This window comes from Kitasatospora acidiphila (assembly GCF_006636205.1).
In the GTDB taxonomy this organism is placed as follows: Bacteria; Actinomycetota; Actinomycetes; order Streptomycetales; family Streptomycetaceae; genus Kitasatospora; species Kitasatospora acidiphila.
Genome location: NZ_VIGB01000003.1, coordinates 7,652,122 through 7,676,194, shown reverse-complemented (window position 1 = coordinate 7,676,194; position 24,073 = coordinate 7,652,122). Strand labels below are relative to the sequence as shown.

The window sequence follows — 24,073 nt, the reverse complement described above, 5'->3', positions numbered from 1 at the left end:
CGGCCCGGGCTGACGGCTCGTCAGGCCGAGTCCCGCACCACCAGCTCGGTGGGCAGCACCAGTTGGCGGCGGGCCCGGTCCGGCTCGGCGATCTCCGCCAGGAGCAGCCGCGCCATGGTGCGGCCCATCTCCTCGGTCGGCTGCCGGACACTGGTGAGCGGCGGATCGGTGTGCCGGGCCACGATGGAGTCGTCGAAGCCGACCAGCGCCACGTCCTGCGGCACCCGCCGCCCGGCCGCCCGCAGCACCTGGAGGGCGCCGGCGGCCATCACGTCCGAGCCGCAGAAGACCGCGTCCAACTCCGGCTCCCGCTCCAGCAGCTCGGCCATCGCGGCCCGGCCGCCCCGCTCGGTGAAGTCGCCGTTCGCCACCAACTGCCCCACGTCGTCGAGGCCCTGCTCGGCCAGCGCCTCCTGGTAGCCGGCCAGCCGGGCCTGCGCGCCCTCCAGGTCCAGCGGCCCGGTGATGGTGGCGATCCGCCGGCAGCCGCGGCGCAGCAGGTGGCGCACCGCAGTCCGAGCCCCGCCCGCGTTGTCCGCGGCCACGCAGCTGAGCGTCTCCCGCTCACCGCGCCGCCCGGCCAGCACGGTGGGGATCTGCAGCTGCTCCAGCACTCCGGGCAGCGGATCGTCCCGGTGCACCGCGACCAGCAGCACGCCGTCCACCCGCTGCGCCCGCAGGTAGGCCGACAGCCGGTCCCGCTCCCGCTGGTCGCGGACCAGCACCAGCAGCAACTGCATCTCGGTGTCGGCGAGTTCGGCGGACACCCCGCTGATGATGTCGGCGAAGTAGGGCTCCGAGAACAGCCGGGTCTCGGCCTCCGGCACCACCAGCGCGATGGCGTCGGTGCGGCTGGTGACCAGGGTGCGGGCCGCCCGGTTGGGCACATAGCCCAGCTCGTCGATCGCCTGCCGCACCGCCGCCCTGGCCTTCTCGCTGACCCGGGGTGAGCCGTTGACCACCCGGGAGACGGTGCCGCGGCCGACCCCCGCCAGCGCCGCCACCTCCTCCAGGGTGGGCCGGGCCGGCGCCCGTCCCGCCGCGGCCACGGGTCGCTGCGTGCTGCTCATCCTCACCTCATGGCGTCTCGGTGGTCCGGCCCGGATCGGGGGCCATTGTGACAGGTGCGGCCGGAAGCAGCACCAGGGTGCCCCAACTGCCCGCCGCCACCCGGTGGTCGGTGCCCGCCGGGACCACCATCAGCCGACCGGCCCCCACCGGCACCTCCAGTCCGGCCAGCTCCAGGTTGAGCCGACCGGTCACCACCATCAGCGCCTCGTCCATCTCGTGGACCTCCCACGGCAGTTCAGCGCCGTCCATGCGCAGCACCCGGATCTCGCCGGTGCCCACCCGGGCCACCTGGTCGGACGTCCAGACCTGCGGCAACTCGGCCGCCGTTGCCACCAGATCGATCACGCGCATGGCAATGCCCCCTTCGCGGGCGTCACTTCGTGGATGTTTCGCACGCTATCCGGTTCGGCATCCGCGTTGGTCGACCGTTTGGCAAAATCTGCCGCATGGCAAAACCTGCCGTTCGGCAGCAGCTGCCGAACGGCGGCGCAGCTCAGCCCAACCGGGCGGCCCGGGCCAGCAGTTCGGCCCGCCCGAGCGGATCCACGCCGGTGGCCGGCACGGTGCAGGCGTGTGCCCCGGTGATCGCGCCGTAGCGCGCGCACCGCTGCGGTGACTCCCCCGCCAGCCAGCCGAACAGGAACCCGGCGGCGAACGCGTCCCCCGCGCCGTTGGAGTCGACCACCGGGTCCGGTGGCGCCACGGCCGGCGTGTGCGTCAACTCGCCGTCCACCAGCAGGTAGCTGCCTTCGGCGCCGGCCGTGGCGACGACTGCCCGGGCCCGACCGCGCTCGACGATCCGCCGCATGGTCCGCTCCGGGTCGGCCAGCTTGGCGGTGGAGACGAAGACCAGGTCGGCCGCGTCGGCGAACGGCTGGTGGTAGGAGTCGGAGCCGTCCCAGTCGTGCAGGTCGGTGGAGACCGTCACTCCCGACCCGCCCAGCTCCGGCAGCGCCTCGGCACACGGCTGGGTGATCGACACGTGCACATGGCGGCTGGCGGCCGCCAGCGCGCGGACCGCCTCGACGGGCAGCCGGTCGGCCGCCTCGGTGCGCGAGGCGTCGTAGAGCGAGAGCCGGCGCCCGTCCGGGCCGACCAGGTTGACGGCACGTCGGGTGCCGCCCGGCAGCGGGAAGGTGGTCAGCGCGAGCCCCCGGTCCCGGTGCAGCCGCCGGACCAACTCGCCCTCGTGGTCGTCGCCGAGGAGGTCCAGATGGTGGGTGCGCAGGCCGAGCGCGTGCAGGCCGAGCGCGACGAAGTCCCCGGTCTGCCCGGCGCGGGTCTCGATGCGCGGCACCGGATAGCTGTCCGCGTACGGCAGCGGCAGTTCGGGGACGTGCACGATGCTGTCCACTCCCGCGCCGCCCAGCACCAGCACATCGGTCTGACGTTCCATCAGGTCCCCTCCGAGTGAAGCAAGGTGTTTCGGAAACTTTCCGAAAGTATTTGCGTCATCATAGGGTCGTCCGACCGGCCCGGAACATGCCGAAGGCCCACCCGTCGCCGGGTGGGCCTTCGGTGGACGAGCGTGGATCAGACGCGCGGCGGCGGGGTGCGCATCAGGTCGCGCATCTGGGTGAGCAGCTCGACCTCGGTCAGCGGCTCCTCGGCCTGCGGCAGTCCGGCCTTGCGGCGCTTGCGATCGTTGTACGCGTTCAGCGGTGCCACCACGAAGAAGTAGAGCGTGGCGGCGATCAGGATGAACGAGATGACGGCGTTGATGAAGGCGCCGTAGCGGAAGAGGCTGTGGTGGATCGTGAAGCTGAGCGCGGAGAAGTCCTGCTTGCCGAAGATCGCGGCGATCAACGGCGTCAGCAGGTCGTTGACCAGGCTGTTCACCACCGCCACGAACGCGGCACCCATGACGAAGGCGACGGCCAGGTCGACCACGTTCCCGCGCATGACGAACTTCTTGAAGCCCTTGAACATCACAGCCTCCTCGATGTCGCGACCCCTCCAGCGTTCAGCGCCGCACCCCGGACGGCGCGTCGGCACGGCCGTCCGGGTGAGGGCCGCCGCCGTTCGGGGCAGCGCGTCTGAAGGCCGGTCAACTAGAGGTGGTCGAAGGGGGCGAGGGCCGGCGGGTAGATCATCCAGCGGACCAGCAGGAAGACCGGGATCGCCAGGTGCGCCAGCAGCGCACCCTCCGCCGCGCAGCGCAGCCGCCGGGCACCGGAGGGGCAGTAGCCGGCCGCCAGCGCCCCGATCCCGGCGCCGGCCCCCACCAGCAGGAGCAGCAGCACCGTCCGGTTCACCGACGACTGGACCTCCAACTCGGCCAACGAGCCGTCGACCGCACCCACTGGCAGGCCCGGCAGCCACACCGCCCACAGCAGCACCCCGTCGATCGCCAGCGCGCTGCCGCCCCAGAGCGCAGCACGCAGCAAGTCACCGCGCCGCGTGCGCGCGGCGCTCCCCCGTGCCATGGTCCGCGTCCCCTTCGCAGAACTGGTTCACGTCCAACGATCGAGCCCCGGGGGCCGGTGGGCAAGGCTTCCGGCGGTTCTGACCGCAGATCGGCTCCTGAGCGCGGAACAGCCCCTGGACCACGGGGGTCCAGGGGCTGTGCCAGGTGGGGTGCGGCTGTCAGTGCTTGAACTGCGGGCCGTACGAGGCGACATAGCCGGGGGCGGGCGAACCCACACCGGTCACGTCGTCGTAGCCCTCGGTCGCCTGCAGCGAGGAGTCCTTGCCGAGGGTGCGCACCGAGGTCTTCAGACCGCCGGAGGCGTCGACACCGTTGGCGAAGTCGACCCGGGCCTCCGCTATGTCCTTGTCGGCACCCAGCGGGTGGTCCGTCACGTCGTGGAACAGCGGCGAGCCGTAGCGGGCGTAGATCGCCGGGTTGGCGAAGCCGATCGGGAAGTGCTGCGCCTGCTGCGCCAGCGCCTGGATGCCCGCGAGCACCGGCGAGGCCAGCGAGGTGCCGCCGATCCGGTACTCGTCGTAGGAGACGCTGCCGTCGGGCCAGGTCTGGGTCTGGCCCACCAGGAAGCCGGTGTTGGGGTCGGCGACGGCCGCGATGTCCGGCACGGTGCGCATCGGGGTGCTGCCGTTGGCCTTGGCCAGCGCGTCCGGCACGACGCCGGCCTGGTAGGCCGGCTGCGGGGTCAGCGAGCTGGTGCCGCCGCCGGCGCCGCCGGTGAACGCGCCGGGCAGGCTCTCCCAGCTCTTGCCGTCGGCCGAGAGCAGCGCCTTGCCGGTGCCCCAGCCGGTCTCGAACTCGTACTTGTCGTTCTTGCCGACGGCCAGCGAGGTGCCGCCGACCGCCGTCACCCAGGCCGAGTTGACCGGGCTGTCGACCTGCTTCTTGCCGGTGTTGTCGAGCTCGTCGCCGTTGTCACCGGAGGAGAAGTAGAAGCCGATGCCCTCGACCGCGCCGAGCTTGAAGGTCTGGTCGTAGGCGGCCGCCAGGTCCGGCGTCTCGTTGGCCTCCACGTCGCCCCACGAGTTGGAGACGATGTCGGCCAGGTGCTTGTCGACGACCCTGGTGAGGGCGTCCAGCAGGTCGGGGTCGTTGCAGGAGGACGCGCCGACGAACTTGATGTCCGCCTCCGGCGCGACCGCGTGCACGGCCTCGACGTCCAGCGACTCCTCGCCGTACCAGCCGGACGCGCCGCAGGAGTCCGTGCTGTTCCAGGCGGCGGGCAGGTCCTCGCTGTACTGGCCCTTGCGGTAGGGCGCGTCACCGTTGCGCTGTGCGTACTTGGCCGCGTCGGCCGCCATGGTCGGCGAGGCGTAGGCGTCGGTGATCGCGACGGTCACGTGCTTGCCGGTGTACTTGCCCGCGCCGTACGCCGCCCGCAGCTGCTCGCCGGTGTAGCCGTGGATGGCGTACGGGATCTTGCTGCCGTAGGCGTCCGGCAGCGTGGTGGCGACGTTCTGACCGTAGTAGGTGGAGAACGGGCCCGCGTTGCGGAAGCCGGCGGTCGGGCCGGGCAGGGTGTCCTGCGGGGTGGACTTGTGCGGCGCGTTGTCCAGGCCGGTCACCGTGAGCACCGCGTCGGCCAGGGTGGCCGGGGCGGAGGCGGCGTGCTGGGGCGCGTGGTAGGTCTTGCCGTCCTTGCTGTACTCGTGCAGCGGCGTGGCGAACGCCTTCTGCACGGCGGCGGCGTCACCGGAGACCGAGACGTAGTGCTGGTTGGCGTCGGTGACCGTCAGGCCCGACGACTTCAGCCAGTTGGTGACCGCGTCGATCTGCGCCTGGGTGGCGCCGAACCGGGCCTGCGCCTGCTCGGCCGTCAGGTACTTGCCGTAGAGCGGCGAGTTCGGGTCCGACACGGCCTGCGCGTAGGCGGTCAGGCCCTGCGGGTCCCGGCCGGCCAGGTACACCCGGGCGGTCACCGGCGCGGAGTCCGCGGTGGCGCCCTTGTCGGCGGCGCTGGTCGCCCAGGCCGGCTTGGTGTCGTTCAGCGCGGCCCGGCCGTGCGGAACGGAGTCCGCCTGGGCGGACGGCATGCCGATCACGAGCGCGCCGGCGACAAGCGGCAGGATCGCCGCAACGCTCGTCGCAACACGCCACTGGGCACGATTGATGGTCATGTACCCCCCTGCGTTGGGAAAGGTTCGCGAGCAACCACCCCGTCAGGCCCGGCGCACTCGTGTGCGCGCAGGCGTCAGCAACCGGAGTTGAGCCGGTTGCGCATGGGGTGTGCCTCGCTTGGCAGGAGCCGAGCATAGCGGCGACGGGCCGTGACCAATACCCCCTATTTCTCCTGACGTTTGCTCACAATTCGTAGCTTTGCCTCGGAGTTACCGCAGAGTTGCCCCGCGTTGCCGGACCGGGTGGTGGTCCGCCGGTCCTGCGGACCACCACCCGGGGCTGCCGGCGTCAGCCGAACATGCCCGGCTGGTAGTCGCCGGCCGGCTGGCGGATGATCACGTTCAGCCGGTTGTAGGTGTTGATCACGGCGATCAGCGAGACCAGCGCGGCCAACTGCTCCTCGTCGTAGTGCTTGGCGGCGTTCGCCCACGCCTCGTCCGTGACACCGCCGGCCGCGTCGGCGATCCGGGTGCCCTGTTCGGTCAGCTCCAGGGCGGCGCGCTCGGCCTCGGTGAAGACGGTGGCCTCGCGCCAGGCGGCGATCAGATTGAGGCGGGTCGAGGTCTCCCCGGCGTGGGCGGCGTCCTTGGTGTGCATGTCGGTGCAGAAGCCGCAGCCGTTGATCTGGCTGGCGCGGATCTTCACCAGCTCCTGGGTGGCGGCGGGCAGGGTCGAGTCCGAGACCGCCTTGCCGGCCGCGTTGAGGTACTTCGTGACCTTGCCGCCGACGGGGCTGGCGTAGATGTTGAGCCGGGCGTCCATGGTGGTCTCCTTGCCGTGTCGTCGCTTACACAGCACCGACGGAGCGGCCCGGCCGGATGTGACAGCGTGCGCGGGGCGGGCAGCCGTGACCTGCCTCACACGCCCGGCCGCAGCACCGCCAGGGTCTCCCGCAGCCACTCCACCCAGAACTGCTCCAGGCCGATGCCCGCGCTGAGCACCCGGTGCTGCAGGCGGTTCTCCTCGGCGGCGTGCTCGAGGGGAAAGTCGTTCCGCTCGATCTCCAGGTACTCGGCCAGCTGGCGTTCGTGCAGCTCCAGGTGGCGTTCCAGCTCCTCGGCGAGGCCGCGCCCGCCGACCGTGGCCGCCGCCCGCAGCCGCAGCAGCAGCGGTTCTCGGATCGCCTTCGGATCCTGCGGCTGCGCGACCCACTCGACGAGGGCGGCGCGGCCGGCGGGCAGCACCTCGTACTCCTTGCGCTGCCCCCGGCTCGGCGGCTGCGGCAGCGAGCGGATCAGCCCGGACTGCTCCAGCCGGCCCAGTTCGCGGTAGATCTGCTGGTGGGTGGCGGACCAGAAGAACCCGATCGACTTGTCGAACCGCCGCGTCAACTCCAGCCCCGAGGACGGCTTCTCCAGCAGGGCGGTGAGGATGGCGTGCGGCAGCGACATGGGCCGATTCTAGTGACGGCCGCCCAGTCGGCCGGCGGCCCGGCCGGGTGGCCGGCTCAGCCGGGACGGCTCACGCGGCCGAGGAGAGGGCCAACTTGGCCGCGAAGCCGGCGAACAGCACCGCGACACTGCTGGTCATGGTCGCCGACAGCCGCTTGCGGCGGTGGAAGGCCGCGGCCAGCGAGGTGCCCACCAGTATCAGCGTGGTCAGGTAGAGCACGCTGAAGGTCTGCAGGATGCCGCCCAGCAGCGTGAAGGAGAGCGCCGGCAGACCGTAGGAGGGGTCGACGAACTGGGTGAAGAAGGACAGCAGGAAGAGGATCGCCTTGGGGTTGAGCAGGCTGACCACCAGCGCCCGCCGGAACGGACGCTCACCGGAGACGGGCTCGGCGGCGGCCTCCGCCTCCGAGGCCGCCTCGGGAGTGGCGGCGGCCACGGCTCCCGCGTGCTGGCGCCACAGCCCACGCGCCGAGCGGAGCATGCCCACGCCCATCCACAGCAGGTAGCCCGCACCGCCGAACTTCACCACCGCGAACACCGCCGGATCGGCCCGCAGCAGCGAGGCGGCCCCGAACGAGGTGAGCGTGATCAGCGTCAGGTCGCCCGTGAACACGCCCGCCGCCGCCCGGAACCCGGTCCGCACGCCCTTGCGGGCGGCGACCGAGAGCACATACAGCGAGTTCGGGCCGGGCAGCAGGACGATCACAAGGGCGCCCAGCACATACGTGGCCAGGTGGTGCACTCCGAACACAGGCGGTCTTCGCTTCCTGGGGCGGCGGTCGGATCAGCTGCCCAGCCTACGGTGCGATGAACGGGCGCTGGAAAGTGGTGCTGGTCACCCCCGCAGACGGCGTGCCCGCAGGTACTCGGTGGCCAGCAGCCGCAGCGCGGCCGGCTTGCCGGGGCCGGCCGAGCGGCGGAGCAGCGCGGGGATGTCGGCGCGGGCGGCGGCGCTGGTGAGCTCTTCCAGGCGGACCATGCAGCGGACCATCGGGCGGTGCGCGGGCGGCACCAGGTCGATGACGGCCCGGCCCTCGGCCAGGGTCCGGTCGGCCCGGTCCAGCTGCTCGGCGAGCAGGGCCACGACGGACGGACCGGAGCGCCCCTGCGCCAGGTCGTCCCGACTGACCTGATGGAGCGTCAGACACTCTGCAGGGATGGTGAGTCGGCCGCCTTCCAGGTCCTCCGCCAGGTCGTTGACGAAGTCCAGCCGCTGACTGCCGTCGATGTAGGTGCGGCAGGCCGCGCGGTAGGCGGACTGGTCGCCGGTCGGGCCGAGGAGGGCGGCCACGACCATGAAGGCGGGCAGCGAGTAGTCGTCCAGGTATCGCTGGTAGTCGGCCTCGGTGGCGAATCCCGCGAAGTCGAGGTCGGCGGTGGCCGTGGCGAGGAAGTCCCGCATTCGGCCTGCGAGGACCGGGTGCGCGGCCACGGTGGTCAGTAGCGGGCGCAGTTCGGGGTTGTCCGTCGTCCCCGCGGCGAGGCTGTCGGCGACCTCGCCCTCCCAGGCCGCGAACGCCGCCTTGCGCTCGGCGACCGGCCCGCTGTCGAGCAGGCTGTCGGTGCGGTGCATGAACGCGGTGGCGGCGATCACATGCGGAACCAGCGCGGCGGGCAGCAGGAGCCGAGCGGCCAGGGCGGCCTCGCGCCGGTAGCGGGTCACCTGCTCGCGCTGCCGACCGTAGTCATCGCGCAGCCGGGGATCCCGTATCCCGGCGGCATCCAGCGCCCGCTCCCAGCTGCCCACTCGTCCTCGCTCATCGTTGCCGCTCACCCCTGGCCAGGGCCGCCGCACGATATCTGATCGAGTGGTGTACGGGCCAGTGGGATCACTCGTTCTGGTGTTTCCCGCGGTACTTGACGAGCTTTCTGACGGTCCGTCAGTAGGCTTCCCAGCCGTACCCCCTGACCACACCCGGAGGCTGCTTCATGTACCCCAAGGACTACCGCTACACCAAGGAGCACGAGTGGATTCGGCTGGAAGGCAAGGTGGGGACGGTGGGCCTCACCGACTTCGCGCAGAAGCAGCTCGGGGACATCGTGTTCGTGGAGCTGCCCGAGGTGGGCAAGCAGTTCGCGGAGGGTGACCCCTTCGGGACGGTGGAGTCGGTCAAGTCCGTGAGCGAGCTGTTCGTGCCGCTCGCCGGGAAGGTCACGGAGGTGAACGGCGACCTGGACAGTGAGCCGGAGCTCATCAACGAGGACGCCCACGCCGCCTGGCTGATCAAGCTCGACGTCACCGACCCGAAGGCCGTCGACGGTTTGCTGACCGCCGAGCAGTACGAGGCCTACATCAACGAGTGACCCGGCGCCCCGGGGGTGGGGCGCCATGCCCCACCCCCGGGAACCCCCGAGCGACTACAGCGCCGCTGCCAGCCGGGTGCCCTGGTCGATGGCGCGCTTGGCGTCGAGCTCGGCGGCCACGTCGGCACCGCCGATCAGATGCGCCTCGATGCCCGCCGCCCGCAGGCCGTCGAGGAGGTCGCGGCGCGGCAGCTGGCCGGCGCAGAGCACCACGGTGTCCACGGGGAGCAGCTGCGGCTCGCCGTCGACCAGCAGGTGCAGGCCGGCGTCGTCGATCAGCTGGTAGCTGACGCCCGCGACCATGGTGACGCCGCGGTGCTTGAGCTCGGTGCGGTGGATCCAGCCGGTGGTCTTGCCCAGGCCGGCACCGACCTTGCTGGTCTTGCGCTGCAGCAGGTGGACGGTGCGCGGCGACGCGGCGCGGACCGGGCGGGTCACGCCGCCGGGGGTGGTGTGCTCGGTGTCCACGCCCCACTGCTCGAAGAAGACGGCCGGGTCCTGGCTGGCGCCCTTGCCGGGGTCGGTCAGGTACTCGGCGACGTCGAAGCCGATGCCGCCGGCGCCGATGATCGCCACCCGCTCGCCGACCGGCGCCTTGTCGCGCAGCACGTCGAGGTAGCTGAGCACGCTGGGGTGGTCGCTGCCGGGGATCTCGGGGGCGCGCGGGGTGACGCCGGTGGCCAGCACCACCTCGTCGTAGCCCTCGGCGGCGAGCTGCTCGGCGGTCACCACCGCCCCGAGCCGCAGCTCGACCTCGAGCGCGGCCAGCTGGTGCCGGTAGTAGCGCAGGGTCTCGTTGAACTCCTCCTTGCCGGGCACCTGGCGGGCGATGTTGAGCTGCCCGCCGATCTCGGCGGCGGCGTCGTAGAGGGTGACGGCGTGGCCGCGCTCGGCCGCGCTGACGGCGAAGGCGAGGCCGGCCGGGCCGGCGCCGACCACGCCGATCCGCTTGCGCAGCTTGGTCGGTGAGAGCACCAGCTCGGTCTCGTGGCAGGCCCGCGGGTTGACCAGGCAGGAGGTGATCTTCATCTGGAAGGTGTGGTCCAGGCAGGCCTGGTTGCAGCCGATGCAGGTGTTGACCGCCTCCGGGGTGCCGGCCGCCGCCTTGTTGACGAACTCCGGGTCGGCCAGCAGCGGGCGGGCCAGCGAGACCATGTCGGCCGAGCCGTCGGCGAGCAGCTGCTCGCCCAGCTCGGGGGTGTTGATCCGGTTGACGGTGACCAGCGGGATCGAGACCGAGCCCATCACCTTCTTGGTGACCCAGGCGAAGGCACCGCGCGGCACCGAGGTGGCGATGGTGGGGATGCGGGCCTCGTGCCAGCCGATGCCGGTGTTGATGATGGTGGCGCCGGCCTGCTCGACGGCCTGGGCCAGCTGGATCACCTCGGGCAGCGTGGAGCCGCCGGGGATCAGGTCGAGCATCGAGAGCCGGTAGATGATGATGAACTCGGCGCCGACCCGCTCGCGCACCCGCCGCACGATCTCCACCGGGAAGCGCATCCGGTTCTCGTAGCTGCCGCCCCAGTCGTCGGTGCGCTGGTTGGTCGGCGCGGCGATGAACTCGTTGATCAGGTAGCCCTCGGAGCCCATGATCTCCACGCCGTCGTAGCCGGCCTGCTTGGCGAGTTCGGCGGTGCGGGCGAAGTCCTCGATGGTCTGCTCGATCTGCTCCGCGGTGAGCTCGTTCGGCACGAACGGGCTGATCGGGGCCTGGATGGCGCTCGGGGCGACCAGCTCGGGGTGGTAGGCGTAGCGGCCGAAGTGCAGGATCTGCAGGGCGATCCGGCCGCCCTCGCGGTGCACGGCCTCGGTGACCGCCCGGTGCTCGGCCGCCTCCTCCTCGGTGGTGAGCTTGGCGCCGCCGCCCCACGGGCGGCCGGCCTCGTTGGGCGCGATGCCGCCGGTGACGATCAGGCCCACGCCACCGCGGGCCCGGGTGGCGTAGAACTCGGCCATCCGCGCGAAGCCGTTCTCGGCCTCCTCGAGCCCCACGTGCATGGAGCCCATCAGCACGCGGTTGGGAAGCGTGGTGAAGCCCAGGTCGAGCGGGCTGAGCAGGTGGGGGTAGGCGGTCATCCGGACTCCTCGCGCGGGTGTGGTTACTGAACAGTAGGCGCCGAGGCGCCCACTGTGCAACCAGTTTCATAAAGGCTCGGCACGTTTCATGAAGCGCGGTTCCAACGGCTCAGCGCGCCACCGGCTCCCCGGTCGGCACGGCCGCCGGAACAGCGGCCTCGCCGCCGCCCCGCGCCCGCCCGACCAGCGCGAAGACCAGCGCCGCCCCGAGCAGCCCCAGCACCCCCGAGACCAGGAACGCGTCCCGCAGCCCGACCGCGAACGCCTGGTGCACCAGCTCCACCACGCCGGCCCGCTGCCCCGGTGCGGCACGGCCGATCACCGCGCCCGCCTGCCCCGCCGTCAGCGCATCCGCCGCGCCCTTGGCGTCGGGCAGCACCCCGCCGCGCAGCCGTCGCTCCAGACCGGCCTGGAACACCGCGCCGAGCACCGCGATGCCCAGCGCGTTGCCCAGCTGCCGCGCGGTGTTCAACGCGCCGCCGGCCATGCCGCTGCGCCGCTGCGGCACGGCCGCCATCGCCGCCGCCGCCATCGCGGGCGTGGCCAGCCCGACCCCCGCGCCGGCCACCGCCAGACCGGGCGCCAGCACCGGCCAGCTGGAGCCGGGCCCGATCAGCGCCTGCAGCAGCGCACCGGCGCCGATCAGCACCAGGCCACCGCCGATGGTCAGCCGGGGCGAAGCCCCGTGCAGCCGCCGCCCGGCCAGCGCCGAGACCAGGAAGGCCGGCACGCTCATCGGCAGCACGGCAAGGCCGGCCGCGACCGGGCCGAGTCCGCGCACCGACTGCAGCCAGAGCGAGGTGTAGACCAGGTAGGAGAACGCGGCGACGGAGAGCAGCAGCCCGCCGGCCAGCACCCCGCTGAAGCTCGGATTGCGCAGCAGCGACAGGTCGAACATCGGCCTGCTGCTTCGCAGTTGGACCACCACGAAGGCGAGCAGGGCGACCGCGCTGAGCGCGAACAGACCGAGCGTGGAGGTCGAGCCCCAACCGTCGGCCGCGCCCCGGATCAACGCGAAGGTCAGCGCGCCGGCCGCGACCGTGAAGCTCACCAGCCCGGGCAGGTCGAGCCCCTTGGCCTGCGGGTCGCGCGATTCGCGCACCGCGCGCACCGTCACCAGCACCGCCAGCACGCTGATCGGCAGGTTGATGAAGAAGATCCACCGCCAGCCCAGCTGCTCGGTCAGCAGCCCGCCGAGGATCGGGCCGGCCGCGGCCGCGGCGCCGTTCACCGCGCCCCACACGCCGAACGCGACGCCGCGGTCCCGCCCTTGGTAGGAGGTGTTGAGCAGGGCCATGGTGGTGGCGAACATGGCCGCGCCGCCGACTCCCTGCACCCCGCGGAACAGGACGAGCTCGCCACCGGTCCCCGACACCCCGCAGGCCAGCGAGGCGCCGGCGAACAGCACCAGGCCGCCCAGGTAGATCCGCCGCCGTCCGAACCGGTCGGCCAGCGAACCGGCCCCGAGCAGCAGTGCGGCCAGCGCCAGCGCATAGCTGTCCAGCACCCACTGCAGGTCGGTGAAGCCGGTGTGCAGCCCCTTGGCCATGTCGGGCAGCGCCACGGTCACGATGGTCACGTCCACCAACAGCATGAACGCGCCCAGGCTCACCGCCGTCAACGGCAGCCACTTACGCATCAGGACTCTCCTCGTCTTCAGTCAGGCTCGGGAACGCCCGTTTCGCGAACGCACGTTTCGCGAACGACGGTCGCACCCGGGTCGACGAAGACCGGCATCAGTGGCCTCGAAGTGGCGGATTCCGATCCCAATGGGGCCTGACATGATGGAAACCATGAGGACTTCGGAGCTGGACGCGCTGGATCAGGCACTCGTGCAGGCCCTGCTGATCGATGGCCGGGCTCCGTTCAGCCAGCTGGCCGAGGTGCTGGGGGTCTCCGACCAGACGGTGATCCGCCGCTACCGCCGACTGCGCGGCGAGGGCCTGGTCCGGGTGGTCGGGCTGCCGGTGGGGCCGCGGGTCGGCCTGGTGGAGTCCTGGCTGCGCCTGCAGTGCCCGCCGGACGCGGCGCTCGCGGTGGCCGATGCGCTGGCCCGGCGCCCCGACATCGCCTGGGTGACGCTCAACTCCGGTGGCACCGAGGTGCAGTGCATCACCAGGGCGCGCACCCGGGAGGACCACGACGAGCTACTGCTGCGCCGGCTGCCGCGCACCCGTCGGGTCACCGCGATCACCGCGCACAGCATCCTGCGCGCGTTCATCGGCGGGCCGCAGTACTGGCGCGGCCTCGATCTGCTGACGGAGGAGCAACTCGGGAAGCTGACGGTGCCGGTCTACCAGCTCACCGGGCCGGTGCTGCACCTGGACGCCGCCGACGAGGCGATGCTCGCCGTGCTCGCCCGCGACGGGCGCACCGGCTACCCCGAACTCGCCCGCGCCGCAGGCCTCTCCGAGTCCACCGCGCGCCGCCGACTGGACCAGCTGCGCGAGCGCAGCGCCTGCTACTTCGACGTCGAGATCGATCCGCGGCTGCTCGGCTTGGAGAGCCGGGCCACCCTGATGATCACGGTGGCTCCGGGCGAGCTGGCGGCGGCCGGCGCGGCGCTGTCCGAGCACCCGGAGGTCCCGTTCGCCGCGGCGGTCACGGGGACGGCCAACCTGATCGCGGTCGTGCTCTGCCGCGACAACGACGAGCTGTACCGCTATCTGACCGAGCGGATCGGCGCCCTGGCCGGGGTGCAGCACGTCGAGGTGGTGCCGCAGCTGCGGTCGATCAAGCGCGCGGGCATGATGCTGGACGGCTACCGCCTGGTCGACCCGCCGAGCGCCTGAGCCCCGGAAGCAGCGCGGTCGGACCGCCGGGCGCCCGAGCCTTCGAAGGTCAGGTGAGCCTTTGAGGGCCAGGTGAACCTTTGAGGGTCAGGTGAACCTTTGAGGGTCAGGCCTGCCGGGCGTCGTAGGCCTGCTGCGCGGCCAGCATCTCGGGCAGCCGTCCCTCGACCAGCATGATCAGCTCCTGCAGCTGCCGGGCCACCGTCGTGCCGAGCTCGGTGAGCCGGTAGTCCACGCGCGGGGGGTTGGTCAGCTGCGCCTCCCGGTGCACCAGACCGTCGCGCTCCAGCGCGTGCAGCGTCTGCGACAGCATCTTCTCGCTCACCCCGTCGACCCGGCGGCGCAGCTCGTTGAAGCGGAAGCTGCCGTCCAGCAGCGCGGCCAGGGTGAGGCTGCCCCAGGCGTGGGTGACGTCCTTGAGCACGTGCCGCGACGGGCAGTTGCGCGCGAACACGTCGTAGGGGAGCTCGTCGGAAAGCTGCTCGAGGCCGGCGGGGGATCCGGCGCAGGGTTCAGTCGCCATCCCGACATTGTACGCCCCAAAGCGCTGGCGCCAACCCTGGGAAAGCGTCACTCGAAAGGGTTGCGCTTTCGAAAAGATAGTGCTTTTCTTGCGTCAGCACCACGCAGCAAGCACCGCGAACGTCCCCTGGGGAGCATTCAGTGACCAGCCCTGTTATTTCCGTTGCCTTCCACTCCGGCTACGGCCACACCGCCGTCATCGCGGAGGCCGTCCGCGAGGGTGCCGCGAGCACGGGTGCCACCGTGCACCTGATCAAGGTGGAGGAGATCACCGAGGAGCAGTGGGAGCTGCTGGACGCCTCGGACGCCGTCATCTTCGGCTCCCCCACGTACATGGGCGGCGCCTCCGGTGCCTTCCACACCTTCGCCGAGGCCAGCTCCAGCCGCTGGTTCGAGCGCCGCTGGCAGGACAAGCTGGCCGCCGGTTTCGCCAACTCGGGCTCCAAGAGCGGTGACAAGCTGGCCACCCTGCAGTTCCTCTCCGGCCTGGCCGCCCAGCACGGCATGACCTGGGTGAACCTGGGCCTGCTGCCGGGCTGGAACAGCACCGAGGGCGCCGAGAGCGACCTCAACCGCCTGGGCTTCTTCCTCGGCGCCGGCGCCCAGAGCAACGTCGACCAGGGGCCGGAGGGCGTGCACAAGTCCGATGTGGCCACCGCCGAGCACCTGGGCCGCCGGGTCGCCGAGCAGGCGAAGATCTTCGTGGCGGGCAAGGCCGCGGCCTGAGCCCTGGCTACCTGATCAACGGCGCCTGATCCAGGGCACCCGGCCAACGGCTGGCTGCTCCGCGGCGCCTGGCCAAGTGCCTCAAGCAACGCCGATGGGCCGCTCCCCCGTTTCGCGGGGAGCGGCCCATCACGCGTACGGCCTCAGAACACCACCAGCGAGCGCCCGCCGCGCCCGGCCGCCATCCGCTCGAAGGCGGCCGGGATGTCGGCCAGCGCGATCCGGTCGGTGATCAGCGCCTCCAGGTCCAGCCGGCCGGCCCGGACGTGCTCGGCCAGCACCGGGATGTCCCGGGCAGGGTCGCTGTTGCCGTAGACGCAGCCGCTGACCGTCCGGGCGAAGTGGAACAGCTCCAGGGCGGAGAAGGAGACCATGTCCTCCTTGCCGCCGATGCCGACCACCGTGGTGTGGCCGCCGCGCCGGGTGGCGGACCAGGCCGCCCTGATGGTGCTGGCCCGGCCGACGCACTCGATGGCGTGGTCGGCGCCGTAGCCGTCCGTCAACTTCCGTACCGCGCGGGCGGTCTGGTCGTCCGCGAGGAGGAAGTCGGTGGCACCGTGGCGGCGGGCCAGCTCCTCCTTCTCGGGGCTGACGTCGACGGCGACGATCGGCCCGGCGCCGGCGATCCGGGCCGCCTGCAGCACCGCGAGGCCGACCCCGCCGAGCCCGTAGACCACCACCGACTCGCCGGCCCGCACCCGGGCGGCGTTGTGCACCGCGCCGTAGCCGGTGAGCACGGCGCAGCCGAGCAGGGCGGCCGAGGCCAGCGGCACGCCGTCGGGCAGCGGCAGCAGGGCCCGCTCGCCGACCACGGTCTCCTCGGCGAAGGCCGCCACACCCAGGCCCGGGTAGACGCCGGTGCCGTCCGCCAGGGTGCCGTAGGTCTGGCCGTAGGCGTCGGCGGCGCGCTCGCACAGCCAAGGCTCGGAGATCTCGCAGAAGTGGCAACTACCGCAGGATGGCGCCCAGTTGAGAACAACCTGGTCGCCGGGGCGGACCGTGGTCACGCCCTCCCCGACGGCCGTCACGGTGCCGGCGCCCTCGTGGCCGAGCACCACCGGGGCCGGTGCCCGCAGCACACCGTTGGCCAGTGACAGGTCGGAGTGGCAGACGCCGGCCGCGGCCAGGCGGACCCGCACCTGGCCGGGCCCAGGCGCCGGCAGTTCGATCTCGGCCAGTTCCAGCGGGGCGCCCACGGCGGTGAGCAGGGCAGCGCGAACCATATTGATCCTTAGGGTGGTTGGTGGCCGGGTCAGAACTGGATCGACTTGGTCTGCAGGAACTCCTCCAGCCCGTGCCGGCCCAACTCCCGCCCGACACCGGAGGACTTGTAGCCGCCGAAGGGCGCCAGCGGGTTGAACCGGCCGCCGTTGATGTCCACCTGGCCCGCGTCCATCCGGCGGGCGAAGGCGGCGGCGGTCGCCTCGTCGGCCGCCCAGACACCGCCGGCCAACCCGTACTCGGTGCCGTTGGCGATCTCCAGGGCGTGCTCCTCGTCACGGTAGGCGATGATCGACAGCACCGGGCCGAAGATCTCCTCCTGCGCCACCGTCATCTCGGGCGTGACATCGGCGAGCACCGTGGGCTGCACGTAGTAGCCGGTCGGCAGGCCGTCCGGCGCCTCGGCGCCGCCGACCACCAGCCGGGCGCCCTGCTCGACACCGGCGCGGATGTAGCCGCGCACCCGCTCCCGCTGCTTGGCGCTGACCAGCGGGCCCATCCGGGTCTCGGCGCTGGTGGGATCGCCGGGCTGGTACTTGGCCGCGGCCTTGACGGCGATCGCCACCGCCTCCTCGTACTGGTCCTGGTGCACCAGCAGCCTGGTCCAGGCGGTGCAGGTCTGGCCGGAGTTGGCGAAGACGTTGGCCGCGTTCACATTGACCGCCCGGCCCAGGTCCGCACCGGGCAGCACCACATTGGCCGACTTGCCGCCGAGCTCCAGGGCGACCTTCTTGATGCCGCGCCCGGCGTGCTCGGCGATCGAGCGGCCCACCGCGGTCGAGCCGGTGAATGAGACCAGGTCGACCCCGGGGTGCGCGGCCAGCGCGGCGCCGACCTCGCTGCCCACCCCGGTGACCAGGTTGAAGACGCCGGCCGGGAAGCCCGCCTGGTCCACCAGCTCGGCGAAGAGCCGGGCCACCAGCGGGGTGTCCTCGGCCGGCTTGAGCACCACGGTGCAGCCGGCGGCCAGCGCCGGCACCACCTTGGCGACCACCTGGTGCAGCGGGTAGTTCCACGGCGTGATCGCGGCGACCACCCCGGCCGGCTCGGCGTAGACCGTGGAGTTGCCGATCTTCTCCTGGAACTCGTAGCCGGCCAGCAGCTCCACGTAGGAGGAGGCCACCAGCAGCGGCAGGGCGGCCTGCACACCGGTGGCGAAGCCGATCGGGCTGCCCTGCTCGGCGACGATGGTCTCGGCGATCTCCTGCTGCCGGGCCGCGAGGCCGTCCCGCAGCCGGGTCAGCGGCGCGAGCCGCTCCTCGCGGCTGGTCAGGCCCCACTGGCGGCCGGCCGCGCGGGCGGCGGCCACCGCCGCGTCGACATCGGCCGCGGTGCCCGCCGCCACGGTGGCGATCACCTCTTCGGTGGCCGGGTTGCGCACCTCCAGGGCACCACCGCCCTGGCTGGGCCGCCAGCTGCCGCCGATGTACTGGTCCGCATGCTGCTGCACGGTGGTCCTCTCCTAGCGCTGCTACCGGGGCGTTAACTACCAGCGCTAGTCAACGCCCCGGTCCCCGCTCAGCGCAAGGAGGCGCCTGGGTCACTGCGGTGTGACATAGGCACCGGAGATACCGCCGTCGACCAGGAAGGTGTTGGCGGTCATGAACGAGGAGTCGTCGCTGGCCAGGAAGGCGACGGCGGCCGCGATCTCCTCGGGCTCGGCGAACCGGCCCAGCGGGATGTGCACCAGGCGGCGGGCCGCCCGCTCCGGGTCCTTGGCGAACAGCTCGCGCAGCAGCGGGGTGTTCACCGGGCCGGGGCAGAGCGCGTTGATCCGGATCCCCTCCCGGGCGAACTGCACGCCCAGTTCGCGGGACATCGACAACACCCCGCCCTTGGACGCGCTGTAGGAGATCTGCGAGGTGGCCGCGCCCATCACCGCCACGAACGACGCGGTGTTGATGATCGAGCCCTTGCCCTGGCGCTGCATGTGCCCGATGGCGTACTTGCAGCACAGGTAGACGCTGGTCAGGTTGACCTCCTGGACCCGCCGCCAGGCGTCCAGGCCGGTGGTGAGGATCGAGTCGTCATCCGGCGGCGAGATGCCGGCGTTGTTGAAGGCGATGTCCACGCTGCCGTAGGTGTCCACGGCGGTCTGGAACATCGCCTCGACCGCCGCCTCGTCGGTCACGTCGACCGGCACGAACAGCCCGCCGACCTCGGCAGCCGCCGCCTTGCCGGAGCGCTCGTCCACATCCGCGCAGACCACCCTGGCGCCCTCGGCGGCCAGCCGCCGGGCACTGGCCAGGCCGATCCCGCTGCCGGCACCGGTGATCACGGCCACTCGGCCGTCCAGACGGTTCGTCGTCATAGCTTTACTCCTCGGTCGAGATGAAGACGTTCTTGGTCTCGGTGAAGGCGTTCAGTGCGTCCGGCCCCAACTCGCGGCCCAGGCCGGACTGTTTGAAGCCGCCGAACGGTGTCGAGTAGCGCACTGACGAGTGCGAGTTGACCGACAGGTTGCCCGACTCCAGCTCCCGGGCCACGCGCAGCGCCCGGCCCACGTCCCTGGTCCAGATCGAGCCGGACAGCCCGTAGTCGGTGGCGTTGGCGAGGCGCACCGCGTCGGCCTCGTCGGTGAACGGCAGCACGCTGAGCACCGGGCCGAAGATCTCCTCGGTGGCCACCCGCGAATCCGGTGCCACCGGCGCCAGCACAGTGGGCGGGAACCAGAAGCCCTTGCCGTCAGGAACCGTTCCTTGCAGGTGAACTGACAGGTCGTCATCAGCTAGGAAGCCCGCCACCCGGTCCCGATGGGCGGCCGAGATCAGCGGGCCCATCTCGGTCCGCTCGTCCGCCGGATCGCCCACCCGCACGCCCAGCACGGCCGGTTCCAGCAAGCTCAGGAACTCCTCGTAGACACCCTGCTGCACCAGCAGCCGGGAGCGCGCGCAGCAGTCCTGCCCGGCATTGTCGAAGACCGCGTAGGGCGCGGTGGCGGCAGCCTTGGCCAGATCGGCGTCGGCGAACACGATGTTGGCGCTCTTGCCGCCCAACTCAAGGGTGACCGGCTTGAGTTGGTCGGCGCACACCGCGGCGATCTCCTTGCCGACCCGGGTGGAGCCGGTGAAGACCACCTTGCGGACGTCCGGGTGGCCGACCAGCCGTCGGCCGGTCACCCGGCCGTGACCGGGCAGCACCTGCAGCACGCCCTCCGGCAGGCCGGCGGCCAGGGCGAGTTCGGCCAGCCGCAGGGCGGTCAGCGGGGTCAGCTCGGCGGGCTTGAGCACCACCGTGTTGCCGGCCGCCAGGGCCGGGGCCAGGCCCCAGGCCGCGATCGGCAGCGGGAAGTTCCAGGGCACGATGACGGCGACCACGCCCAGCGGCTCCTGGAAGGTCACGTCGATGCCGCCGGCCACCGGGATCTGCCGCCCGAATAGCCGCTCCGGCGCCGCCGCGTAGTACGCCAGCACGTCGCGGGCGTTGCCGGCCTCCCAGCGGGCGTTGCCGATGGTGTGGCCGGCGTTGGCCACCTCCAGCGCGGCCAGGTGCTCCCGGTCGGCGTCCACCGCGGCGGCGAAGGCGCGCAGCAGCCGGGCCCGGTCGGCCGGCGCCACCTTGCGCCAACTGTCGTATGCGGCCTTTGCCTTGGCGACGGCGGCGTCGGTCTCGGCGAGGCCGGCCAGCGGCACGGTCCGGATCACCTCCTCGGTGGCGGGGTTGACCACCTCGAAGGTCGTTGCGTCGGTCGGGGTCACGCTGTCTTCTCCTCCAGGGTGTTGACCAGGGCGCGGAACAGCCGGCCGTCCGTCGGGTCGGCTTCGGGGTGCCACTGCACGCCGAGCGCGAAGCGCGCGTCAGGCAGCTCCAGGCCCTCCACCGTGCCGTCCTCGCTCCAGGCCACCGGGCGCAGGCCGGTGCCGATCCGGTCCACGGCCTGGTGGTGGTAGCAGAGCACTTCGGGTCGCTCGCCGAGGATCGCGCCGAGCTTGGAGCCCGACTGCACCGTCACGGTGCGGCGGTAGAACTCGCCGAGGGCGATCTGGTGGGTCTCGTCGCCGACTCGATCCGGTAGGTGCTGGAGCAGGGTGCCGCCGAAGGCCACATTGAGCACCTGCATGCCGCGGCAGACCGCCAGTACCGGCAGGTCGTTGTCGATGGCACCGCGCAGCAGCGCCAACTCCCAGCTGTCGCGCAGGCTTTGGGGCGCTCCGGTGCGCGGGTGCGGCTCGCTGCCGTAGCGGGCCGGGTCGACGTCCGGGCCACCGGAGACCACCAGGGCGTCCAGCCGGTTCAGCAGGCGATGCGGTGCCTCGCCGGGCTGTGCGGGCAGCAGCACGGCGGTGCCGCCGGCGGCGGTGACCGCGTCCACGTACTGCTGCGGGATCAGGGCGGCGGACCGCTCCCAGCCGCCCCAGGTGGCCGGTTCCAGGTAGCTGGTGATCCCCACCAGCGGTGCCCCGGTCACAGCCGCTCGAATCCGCGCCGGCGCTCCCAGTCGGTCACCGCCACGTCGAAGGCGGCTAGTTCGACTCGGCCCGCATGGGTGTAGTGGCGCACCACGTCCTTGCCGAAGGCCTGCGCGGCCGGCTCGCTCTGCGCGAAGGCGGCCACCGCCTCGCGCAGTGTGGCGGGCACCCGGGGTGCGTTGGAGGTGTAGGCGTTGCCGGTGAACTCCCGTTCCAGCTCCAGCTGGTGCTCGATTCCGTGCAGTCCGGCGGCGATCAGGGCGGCAACGGCGAGGTAGGGGTTGACGTCGCCGCCGGGCACCCGGTTCTCGAACCGCAGCGAGGGGCCGTGGCCGACCACGCGCAGCGCGCAGGTGCGGTTGTCGCGTCCCCAGGCGATCGCGGTCGGTGCGAAGCTGCCCGGCACGAAGCGCTTGTAGGAGTTGATGTTGGGGGCAAGTAGCAGCGAGAACTCGGCGAGGCAGGCGAGTTGTCCGGCCAGGAAGTGCTCCATGGTGCGGGAGAAGCCGTGCGGGCCGTCGCCGGCGAAAACCGGATCGCCGGTGGCGTCGCGCAGGCTCAGGTGGATGTGGCAGGAGTTGCCCTCGCGCTCGTCGTACTTGGCCATGAAGGTGAGGCTGACGCCCTCCTGCGCGGCGATCTCCTTGGCGCCGGTCTTGTAGACCACGTGGTCGTCGCACGTGGTCAGCGCCTCGGCGTACTTGAAGGCGATCTCGTGCTGGCCGAGGTTGCACTCGCCCTTGGCGGACTCCACCGTGAGGCCGGCGCCGGCCATCGAGTTGCGCACCCGGCGCAGCAGCGGCTCGATCCGCCCGGTGCCCAGGATCGAGTAGTCCACGTTGTACTGGTTGGCCGGGGTGAGCTCCCGATAGCCCCGGTCCCAGGCCTGTTCATAGCTGTCCTGGAACGTGATGAACTCCAACTCCGTTCCCGCATAGGCCTGCCAGCCGTATCCGGCGAGCCGGTCCAGTTGGCGGCGCAGGATCTGCCGGGGCGAGACCGCGATCGGGGTGCCGTCCTGGGTGGCGAGGTCGCACTGCACCATGGCGGTGCCCGGGTGCCAGGGGATCAGCCGCAGGGTCCCGACGTCGGGCACCATCACCAGGTCGCCGTAGCCGTTCTCCCAGGAGGAGACCTCGTAGCCGTCGACCGTGTTCATCTCGACGTCCACGGCCAGCAGGTAGGAGCACCCCTCGGCGGCGTGCGGCAGCACATCGCTGAGGAAGTAGTCGGCCGCCAGCCGTTTGCCCTGCAGCCGGCCCTGCATGTCGGTGGCCGCGAGCACCACGGTGTCGATGCTTCCGTCGGCGACTCGCTCGCGGAGCTGGTCCAGCGTCAATCGGGTGCCGCTCACGGCTGCTCCTGACTCGTCGCGGCGTCCTGGATGCGCGGTCCGGTGAACCAGTGGCGGGCCGAGGCCAGCCACCAGATCCCCGAGAAGCCCAGCACCACGGCGATCGCGACGGCGGTGTAGTTGAAGTTCCCTACGGTGATCGGGTATTTGGTGGGAAGCATGAAGAGCACGGTGATCAGCGCCGTCCAGCCGACCGCGACGATGCCGATCGGCCGGCTCCAGCGGCCCAGGTGCCAGGGGCCTCGCTCGAAGCCGTCGCCCAGGCGCAGCCGTAGGTAGACCGGGATGACATAGGCCAGGTAGAGGCCGATCACCGAGACCGAGGTGACGGCCGCGAACGCGGTGGAGTTCCACAGCGCGGGCAGCCCGAGCAGGAACGCCCCGCCGGTGCCCAGCCAGATGGCGTTGTTGGGGGTCTGGGTGCGCGGGTCGATGCGGTGCCAGAGCTTGGCGCCGGGCAGTGCGCCGTCTCGCGAGAACGCGTACACCATGCGGGAGTTGGCGGTGACCGAGGCCATTCCGCAGAAGAACTGGGCGCCGATCACGATGATCAGCAGGAGTTCGGCGCCGCTGGCGCCGAGCGCGTCCAGGAAGATCTGTGCGGGCGGCACTTGGGTGGGGGTGTTGACCTCCGGGTCGTAGTACCGGATGGCGAAGGTCAGCCCGAGGAGCAGGATCCAGCCGGCCACCAGCGAGATCGCGATCGAGTTGACGATCCCGCGCGGCCCGGACCGGGCGGCGTCCCTGGTCTCCTCGGTCATGTGCGCCGAGGCGTCGTACCCGGTCAGGGTGTACTGGGCGAGCAGCAGGCCGAGCAGCGCCACGTAGAACGGGTTGTGGAAGCCGGTCTCGTTGACGAAGCGTCCGAACACGAAGCCCGCCGAGGAGTGGTGGTGCGGCAGCACGGCCAGTGCGCCGACGATCAGCAGCACGCCGACCAGGTGCCACCAGACGCTGACGGTGTTGAGCACGGCCACCAGCCGGACCCCGAAGCTGTTGAGCAGCCCGTGCAGCAGCAGGATCACCGCGAAGATCTCCACGGTGTGCACCGGGCTGGCGGCATAGCCGAAGCGCAGGTCCAGCAGGGCGTTGGTGAAGGTGGCGGCGCCGTAGTCGACGCTGGCGGTGACCGCGACGCCGCCCAAGAAGTTGCACCAGCCGGTTATCCAGCTGAACGCCGGGGCGTTGCGGCCCGCCAGCTTGGCGGCCCAGAAGTACAGGCCGCCCGCGGTCGGGTAGCTGGAGCAGATCTCGGCCATCGCCAGCCCCACGCAGAGCGTCATCGCCCCGACCAGCGGCCAGCCCCAGGTGATCAGCGCGGGGCCGCCGGTGGTCATGCCGTAGCCGTAGAGGGTAAGGCAGCCGGAGAGGATCGAGACGATGGAGAAGGAGACCGCGAAGTTGGAGAAGCCGGAGAGCGAGCGGGCCAGCTCCTGGGTATAGCCCAACTCGCGGAGTCGCTGTTCGTCGGTGGAAACATCGGCGGTGGCCGCCGGCAACACCTGTGCGGCAGGGTGGTCGGCGGCTGGATGGTCGGAGGACATGCGCACCCCTCGGGGGTTCGGTGGGGGATCCGAAACATGCGCCCACGGCACTGTGGCACCAATGGCCCGGAACCAGACCATTGACTTGCCAGGCATGCTCCCGCCTGGACAGCTGCCCCG

At 71.7% G+C, this 24,073-nt stretch carries 23 protein-coding genes; 3 read left to right on the top strand and 20 right to left on the bottom strand.

The annotated features are described in order from the left end of the window. Positions 1–20 precede the first annotated feature (20 nt). The 10 genes from E6W39_RS36220 to E6W39_RS36175 form a co-directional block, all read right to left on the bottom strand. Entirely contained in the window at positions 21–1,070 is a 1,050-nt protein-coding gene (locus E6W39_RS36220; RefSeq protein ID WP_141637063.1) for a LacI family DNA-binding transcriptional regulator, read from the bottom strand. A 7-nt stretch (positions 1,071–1,077) separates the two neighbouring features. Next, entirely contained in the window at positions 1,078–1,422 is a 345-nt protein-coding gene (locus E6W39_RS36215; RefSeq protein ID WP_141637062.1) for a cupin domain-containing protein, read from the bottom strand. Between the two features lie 142 nt (positions 1,423–1,564). Next, positions 1,565–2,467, bottom strand: a complete 903-nt coding sequence (locus E6W39_RS36210; protein ID WP_141637061.1) for an adenosine kinase — start codon at positions 2,465–2,467, stop codon at positions 1,565–1,567. A 137-nt stretch (positions 2,468–2,604) separates the two neighbouring features. After that, positions 2,605–3,000, bottom strand: a complete 396-nt coding sequence (gene mscL, locus E6W39_RS36205) for a large conductance mechanosensitive channel protein MscL (protein WP_141637060.1) — start codon at positions 2,998–3,000, stop codon at positions 2,605–2,607. Positions 3,001–3,122: 122 nt separating this feature from the next. Beyond that, positions 3,123–3,497, bottom strand: coding sequence for a hypothetical protein (locus E6W39_RS36200; protein WP_141637059.1), 375 nt, complete (start codon positions 3,495–3,497; stop codon positions 3,123–3,125). A gap of 160 nt (positions 3,498–3,657) precedes the next feature. Further along, the gene (locus E6W39_RS36195; RefSeq protein ID WP_141637058.1) at positions 3,658–5,613 is read right to left on the bottom strand and encodes a S53 family peptidase; all 1,956 of its coding nucleotides are present in this window, start codon (positions 5,611–5,613) and stop codon (positions 3,658–3,660) included. A 289-nt stretch (positions 5,614–5,902) separates the two neighbouring features. Further along, positions 5,903–6,376 carry a carboxymuconolactone decarboxylase family protein gene (locus tag E6W39_RS36190; RefSeq protein ID WP_141637057.1) on the bottom strand — a complete coding sequence of 158 codons (474 nt, stop codon included), beginning with the start codon at positions 6,374–6,376 and terminating at the stop codon, positions 5,903–5,905. A 95-nt stretch (positions 6,377–6,471) separates the two neighbouring features. Then, positions 6,472–7,005 (bottom strand): PadR family transcriptional regulator, encoded by a 534-nt coding sequence (locus tag E6W39_RS36185; protein ID WP_141637056.1) that lies wholly within the window; start codon positions 7,003–7,005, stop codon positions 6,472–6,474. 70 nt (positions 7,006–7,075) lie between these two features. Then, positions 7,076–7,756 carry a leucine efflux protein LeuE gene (gene leuE, locus E6W39_RS36180; RefSeq protein WP_141637055.1) on the bottom strand — a complete coding sequence of 227 codons (681 nt, stop codon included), beginning with the start codon at positions 7,754–7,756 and terminating at the stop codon, positions 7,076–7,078. Positions 7,757–7,840: 84 nt separating this feature from the next. Beyond that, complete coding sequence (locus tag E6W39_RS36175) at positions 7,841–8,752, bottom strand: phytoene/squalene synthase family protein (protein ID WP_141637054.1); 912 nt, start codon at positions 8,750–8,752, stop codon at positions 7,841–7,843. A gap of 182 nt (positions 8,753–8,934) precedes the next feature. On the opposite strand from E6W39_RS36175, the gene gcvH reads away from it, so the two are divergent. Continuing rightward, the gene (gene gcvH, locus E6W39_RS36170; protein WP_141637053.1) at positions 8,935–9,309 is read left to right on the top strand and encodes a glycine cleavage system protein GcvH; all 375 of its coding nucleotides are present in this window, start codon (positions 8,935–8,937) and stop codon (positions 9,307–9,309) included. Between the two features lie 54 nt (positions 9,310–9,363). Here the strand turns inward: gcvH and E6W39_RS36165 are convergent, their stop codons facing one another. Both E6W39_RS36165 and E6W39_RS36160 read right to left on the bottom strand, forming a co-directional pair. Next, positions 9,364–11,385 carry an NADPH-dependent 2,4-dienoyl-CoA reductase gene (locus E6W39_RS36165; RefSeq protein WP_141637052.1) on the bottom strand — a complete coding sequence of 674 codons (2,022 nt, stop codon included), beginning with the start codon at positions 11,383–11,385 and terminating at the stop codon, positions 9,364–9,366. Positions 11,386–11,494: 109 nt separating this feature from the next. Beyond that, entirely contained in the window at positions 11,495–13,024 is a 1,530-nt protein-coding gene (locus E6W39_RS36160; protein WP_141637051.1) for an MFS transporter, read from the bottom strand. A gap of 154 nt (positions 13,025–13,178) precedes the next feature. Here E6W39_RS36160 and E6W39_RS36155 point away from each other — a divergent pair, with 154 nt between their 5' ends. Continuing rightward, entirely contained in the window at positions 13,179–14,177 is a 999-nt protein-coding gene (locus E6W39_RS36155) for an Lrp/AsnC family transcriptional regulator (RefSeq protein ID WP_141637050.1), read from the top strand. 106 nt (positions 14,178–14,283) lie between these two features. Here E6W39_RS36155 and E6W39_RS36150 read toward each other — a convergent pair whose 3' ends face one another. After that, the gene (locus E6W39_RS36150) at positions 14,284–14,700 is read right to left on the bottom strand and encodes a winged helix-turn-helix transcriptional regulator (RefSeq protein ID WP_141637049.1); all 417 of its coding nucleotides are present in this window, start codon (positions 14,698–14,700) and stop codon (positions 14,284–14,286) included. Positions 14,701–14,840: 140 nt separating this feature from the next. Between E6W39_RS36150 and E6W39_RS36145 the strand changes: the two genes are divergently transcribed. Continuing rightward, complete coding sequence (locus tag E6W39_RS36145; protein WP_141637048.1) at positions 14,841–15,425, top strand: flavodoxin family protein; 585 nt, start codon at positions 14,841–14,843, stop codon at positions 15,423–15,425. Between the two features lie 143 nt (positions 15,426–15,568). On the opposite strand, the gene E6W39_RS36140 is transcribed toward E6W39_RS36145, so the two are convergent. From E6W39_RS36140 to E6W39_RS36110, 7 genes are all read right to left on the bottom strand, one after another. Next, positions 15,569–16,648 carry a Zn-dependent alcohol dehydrogenase gene (locus E6W39_RS36140; protein WP_141637047.1) on the bottom strand — a complete coding sequence of 360 codons (1,080 nt, stop codon included), beginning with the start codon at positions 16,646–16,648 and terminating at the stop codon, positions 15,569–15,571. Positions 16,649–16,677: 29 nt separating this feature from the next. Next, on the bottom strand, positions 16,678–18,096 hold the full coding sequence (locus E6W39_RS36135) for an aldehyde dehydrogenase family protein (protein ID WP_141637046.1): 1,419 nt from the start codon (positions 18,094–18,096) through the stop codon (positions 16,678–16,680). Between the two features lie 90 nt (positions 18,097–18,186). Continuing rightward, positions 18,187–18,957: a 3-oxoacyl-ACP reductase gene (locus E6W39_RS36130; protein WP_101378988.1), complete on the bottom strand. Its 771-nt coding sequence runs from the start codon at positions 18,955–18,957 to the stop codon at positions 18,187–18,189. Between the two features lie 4 nt (positions 18,958–18,961). Next, positions 18,962–20,344, bottom strand: coding sequence for an aldehyde dehydrogenase family protein (locus E6W39_RS36125; RefSeq protein WP_141637045.1), 1,383 nt, complete (start codon positions 20,342–20,344; stop codon positions 18,962–18,964). Further along, entirely contained in the window at positions 20,341–21,054 is a 714-nt protein-coding gene (locus E6W39_RS36120) for a gamma-glutamyl-gamma-aminobutyrate hydrolase family protein (RefSeq protein ID WP_220140314.1), read from the bottom strand. Before E6W39_RS36120 ends, E6W39_RS36125 begins: the two co-directional genes overlap by 4 nt. Continuing rightward, a complete protein-coding gene (locus E6W39_RS36115; RefSeq protein ID WP_141637044.1) occupies positions 21,051–22,409 on the bottom strand; it encodes a glutamine synthetase family protein in 1,359 nt (452 codons plus the stop codon). The genes E6W39_RS36120 and E6W39_RS36115 overlap by 4 nt, the downstream gene beginning before the upstream one ends. Then, positions 22,406–23,953 carry an amino acid permease gene (locus tag E6W39_RS36110; RefSeq protein WP_141637043.1) on the bottom strand — a complete coding sequence of 516 codons (1,548 nt, stop codon included), beginning with the start codon at positions 23,951–23,953 and terminating at the stop codon, positions 22,406–22,408. The genes E6W39_RS36115 and E6W39_RS36110 overlap by 4 nt, the downstream gene beginning before the upstream one ends. Between the last annotated feature and the right edge of the window lie 120 nt (positions 23,954–24,073).